This window comes from Streptomyces sp. NPDC057253 (genome assembly GCF_042669125.1).
Taxonomy (GTDB): domain Bacteria; phylum Actinomycetota; class Actinomycetes; order Streptomycetales; family Streptomycetaceae; genus Streptomyces.
The window spans coordinates 1-5,135 of the sequence record NZ_JBHUXV010000257.1; the positions used below are offsets into that span (position 1 = coordinate 1).

Here is a 5,135-nt window from a genome sequence, read left to right on the forward strand (position 1 = left end):
TCGGTGTTGGCTGCGTATGCCGGGTTGGCGCAGGTTGCCGTCGTTGCCGGGGAGGATGCCGCGGGTGGTAGGCGTCTTGTCGCCTATGTGGTGCCAGCTGACGTGGAGGCGGAGCCGGAGGGTCTGGCGGACGGGGTTCGGCAGTTCGCGGCGGAGCGGTTGCCGGGGTACATGGTGCCGTCGGCGGTGGTGGTGCTGGAGGTGTTGCCGCTCACGGCGAACGGCAAACTCGACCGCGAAGCACTGCCCGCGCCGGAGTTCGCAGCCGCAGCGGGCGTGGGCAGGCGACCGTCCACAGTGCAGGAACAGATTCTGTGCGGGGAGTTCGCGCAGCTTCTCGGCCTGGAGAGCGTCCGTGTCGATGACGACTTCTTCGCACTGGGCGGTCATTCGCTGCTCGCCATGCGCATGGTGAGCCGTGTCCGTGCGGTGCTGGGTGCGGACCTATCCTTGCGCGCACTGTTCGACGCACCGACACCGGCCGGCGTGGCCGCCCGACTGAACGGTGCGAACCCGGCGCGCCCCGCTCTCACACCTGCCAAGCGTCCAGAGCGACTCCCGCTTTCGTACGCGCAGCAAAGGCTTTGGTTCCTTGGCCAGTTGGAGGGGCCCAGCGCAACCTACGCCCTCCCGATGGCGCTGCGGCTGACCGGCGACCTCGACCGCGAGGCCCTCGACGGCGCCCTGAGGGATGTGCTGGGCAGGCACGAGGTACTGCGCACCGTGTTCGAAGCGGCGGACGATGGTGAGCCCTACCAGCGCATCCTCTCCGTGGAAGAGACCGGTTTCGCGCTGCCGGTGGTGGAGATCGCTCCGGAGGAACTGAACGGCGCGGTGGTCGAGGCCGCGAGCCGTGGCATCGACTTGAGCGCTCAGATCCCGCTGCACGCCCACCTGTTCGCCTCAGCACCCAATGAGCACGTCCTGCTGGTGGTGGTTCACCACATCGCGGGCGACGGCTGGTCGAACGGTCCTCTGGCACGGGACCTGTCACTGGCCTACGCGGCGAGGACCGCGGGTCAGGTGCCGAATTGGGAGCCATTGCCGGTGCAGTACGTGGACTACGCGCTGTGGCAGCGGGAGCTGCTGGGTGCGCAAGACGATCCGCAGAGTCTGCTCTCCCAACAGGTCGCGTACTGGCGCGAGAAGCTCGACGGCGTCCCTGAGGAGCTGGTGCTCCCGACCGACCGTCCCCGCCCGGCTGTCCCGTCCTACCAAGGACATCGCGTATCGCTGGAGCTCCCGGCCGAGGTGCATGAACGGCTGGTCCTGGTGGCGCGAGAACGAGGCGTGACCCTGTTCATGCTGATGCAGGCGGCTTTGGCCGTGACGCTGAACCGGTTGGGCGCGGGCACGGACCTTCCGATCGGGTCGGCGATCGCCGGCCGTACGGACAGGTCGTTGGACGACCTGGTTGGCTTCTTCGTGAATACCTTGGTTGTTCGAACCGATCTCTCCGGGAATCCGACGTTCGAGGAGGTCCTCGACCGGGTTCGAGAGGCGGGGTTGGGCGCGTTCGAGCATCAGGACGTGCCGTTCGAGCGACTGGTGGAAGAGCTGGCACCGGTCCGCTCGTTGTCCCGGCACCCGTTGTTCCAGGTGATGCTGACGGTCCAGAACACGGACTCGGCTGTCCTGGATCTGCCCGGCCTCATGGTTGAGGGAATGTCGGCAGGGGCGACGGCGGCGAGGTTCGACCTCGAGGTCTCCGTGGGGGAGAGATTCGACGCTCAGGGTGCTGCTGCGGGGCTGCAGGGCGTGCTCGTTGCGGCGACCGACCTGTTCGACGTGGAGACGGCGGAGCGGATCGCGGCCTACTGGGCCCGGGTTGCTGAGGCTCTGGCGGCCGATCCGCGCTCGAGCATCGGCGCGGTCGAAGTGCTGGAGGCGGGTGAACGGGACCGGCTCCTGACGGAGTGGAACGACACCGCCGTCGAGGTGGGATCCGCCACGCTGCCGGAACTGCTTGCGGCACAGGCGGCGCGTACGCCGGAGGCCGTGGCCCTGCTGTCAGGCGATGCCGAGGTGTCGTATGCCGAACTCGACGCGCGTGCGAACCAGCTGGCACGGTTGCTGGTCGCACGCGGCATGGGCCCGGAGTCGGTGGTCGCGGTCTGCATGGAGCGCGGCATCGAGATGGTGGTGGCGCTCGTCGCTGTGCTGAAAGCGGGATGCGCGTATCTGCCGGTGGACCCGGAGTACCCGGCTGAGCGGATCGCGGACATGCTGGGCGACGCGGCCGTGCAGTGGGCGCTGACCACGGCGGCCTTCGCCGGAGTGCTGCCTGAGCATGTCGCGCGCATCACGGTGGATGACCCGGATGACGCGACGGACATCGAAGCGCAGCCAGCGTACGCGCCCGAGGTGGCACCTGCGCCGAAGAACCCTGCCTACGTGATCTTCACCTCGGGTTCGACCGGCCGCCCCAAGGGCGTGGCGATTCCCCACACGGGAGTGGTTAATCGGCTCCAGTGGATGCAGGCTCGATATGGCCTGACGACGGAAGACCGGGTGCTGCAGAAGACACCGTTCGGGTTCGATGTATCGGTATGGGAGTTCTTCTGGCCGCTGCTCAACGGCGCAGCACTGGTCCTGGCCGAACCGGGCGGCCACCGGGATCCGGAGTACATCGCAGATCTCATACGCCAACGACGTGTGACGACAGCCCACTTCGTGCCATCGATGCTGGAAACCTTCCTGTCCGTACCCATGGCGGCCGGCTGCACGACCCTGCGGCGCGTGATCTGCTCGGGTGAGGCGCTGTCCTTGCCCACCCAGGCACGGTTCTTCGAGCTCTATGACGACGTGGAACTGCACAACCTGTACGGGCCCACCGAGGCGTCGGTCGACGTGACGGCCTGGGAGTGCCGCCCCACACGGACGGGAGGATCTGTACCGATCGGTGCCCCGATCGCGAACACCCAGGTGTACGTCCTGGACGCCTCGCTCAATCCCGTACCCACCGGAGTCGGCGGCGAACTGTACTTGGCCGGCGAACAGTTGGCGCGAGGATACGTCGGCCGTGGTGCCCTGACCGCGGAGCGGTTCGTGGCGTCCCCGTTCGGGGCCGGCGGGCGGATGTACCGCACCGGCGATCTGGCCAGATGGACGGCCCACGGGCAGCTGGAATACCTGGGTCGAGCGGACGAGCAGGTGAAGATCCGCGGATTCCGAGTAGAGCCGGGTGAGGCGGCGGCCGTGCTGTCGGCGTGCGCGGGAGTGGCGCAGGTCGCAGTGGTCACCAGGGTGGAGGAGCCTGGCGACACACGTCTCGTCGCCTACGTGGTCCCAACCGAAGACGCTGTCCACGAGGAACTGTCAGCGCGAATCCGGGATGCCGCGGCCGACCGGCTGCCTGAATACATGGTGCCTTCGGCAGTGGTGGTCCTGGACGAGCTGCCGCTCACGCTCAACGGCAAGCTGGACCGCAGGGCGCTACCGGCCCCGAACTACGGGACGGCGGCAAACGACGCCGCCCGAACCCCGTCGACTCCGCAGGAGGAGATCCTCTGCGGGGTGTTCGCCCAGGTCCTCGGTCTGCCCGAAGTGGGCGTGGACGACGGCTTCTTCGCGATGGGCGGACACTCACTGCTGGCGACCCGTTTGGTGAGCCGGGTGCGCGCGGTGCTGGGTGTGGAATTGCCGCTGCGGGCACTCTTCGACACGCCGACGCCGGCTGGAGTCGCTGCTCTCCTGAGCGGGGCTGATTCCGCTCGCGGAGCGTTGGCGGCGAGAGTGCGTCCGGAGCGGATTCCTCTCTCGCATGCACAGCAACGCCTGTGGTTTCTCGGACAGTTGGCGGGGCCGAGCGCGACATACAACATTGCGATGGCATTACGCCTTACCGGCCACTTGGACCGCGAGGCTCTCGAAGGGGCTCTGCGGGATGTGGTGGGCCGGCACGAGGTGCTGCGCACGGTGTTCGCGGGGGCGGCGGACGGCGAGCCGTATCAGCAGATACTCCGGGTTGAGGAGGTTGGGTTCGAGCTGCCGGTCCTCGAAGTCGCGCCCGACGAACTGACCGGTGCTATGGCCGAGGTGACGGGGCAGGGCTTCGACCTGGGAGCTGAGATTCCGTTGCGCGTCCGGCTGTTCGCTGTGGGGCCGGATGAGCATGTGTTGGTGCTCGTCGTGCATCACATTGCGAGTGATGGCTGGTCGAACGGCCCGCTGGCGAGGGACTTGTCGGCTGCGTATGCGGCGCGGTGTGCGGGGCGGGCTCCGGAGTGGGAGCCGCTGCCCGTGCAGTACGCGGACTATGCGCTGTGGCAGCGCGAGCTGCTGGGCGCTGAGGACGACCCAGGGAGCGTGATCTCCCAGCAGATCGCTTACTGGCGTGCCGAACTGGCAGGCATGTCGGAAGAGTTGGATCTCCCATTCGACCGTCCACGACCGGCGGTGCCATCTCACCTGGGCCACTCGGTGCGGCTGAATGTTCCCGCAGATCTGCACGCACGGCTCCTGGAGCTGGCGCGGGAGCGGGGCGTGACTCTGTTCATGCTGATGCAGGCCGGACTTGCGGTGACCCTGTCGGGGCTCGGCGCCGGAGCCGATGTGCCCGTCGGCGCGGCGATTGCGGGCCGTACGGATGAGGCTCTGGACGATCTGGTCGGCTGCTTCGTCAACAGCCTGGTGCTGCGTACGGACCTGTCCGGTGATCCGACGTTCGTTGACCTGTTGGAGCGGGTGCGGGAGACGGGTCTTCGCGCGTTCGCGCATCAGGATGTGCCGTTCGAGCGGTTGGTGGAGGAGCTGGCCCCGGCCCGGTCCCTGGCCCGCCATCCCCTCTTCCAGGTCATCCTTACCTTCCAGGACACCATTTCGGTGTCGGGCACGGACTTCGCAGCGCTGCACGGGCTGACCGGTCTGCAGGCCAGCGGGATGCCTACGGAGCAGGTGGGGGCGAAGTTCGACCTTGCTCTGGCGGTTGGTGAGGAATTCGATCCGCAGGGCGTCCCGGCGGGAATCGGCGGGCTCGCCGTCGGCTCTGCGGATTTGTTTGAGGCGAGCACGGTTGAGAGGTTCGTCGGTTGTCTGGTGCGGGTGCTTGAGGCGTTGGTGGAGGATCCGTCGTCTCGGGTGTCTGGGGTGGATGTGTTGGGTCTGGGGGAGCGGGCTCGGGTGTTGGAGGGGTG

The 5,135-nt window shown here is 67.7% G+C and carries 1 protein-coding gene; it reads left to right on the forward strand.

Features of this window, described 5'->3' with window-relative positions; all coding sequences use genetic code 11:
* Window positions 1-5,135, forward strand: a 5,135-nt coding sequence (locus ACFULQ_RS48495) for an amino acid adenylation domain-containing protein (RefSeq protein ID WP_383558081.1), incomplete at both ends; no start/stop codon positions are given.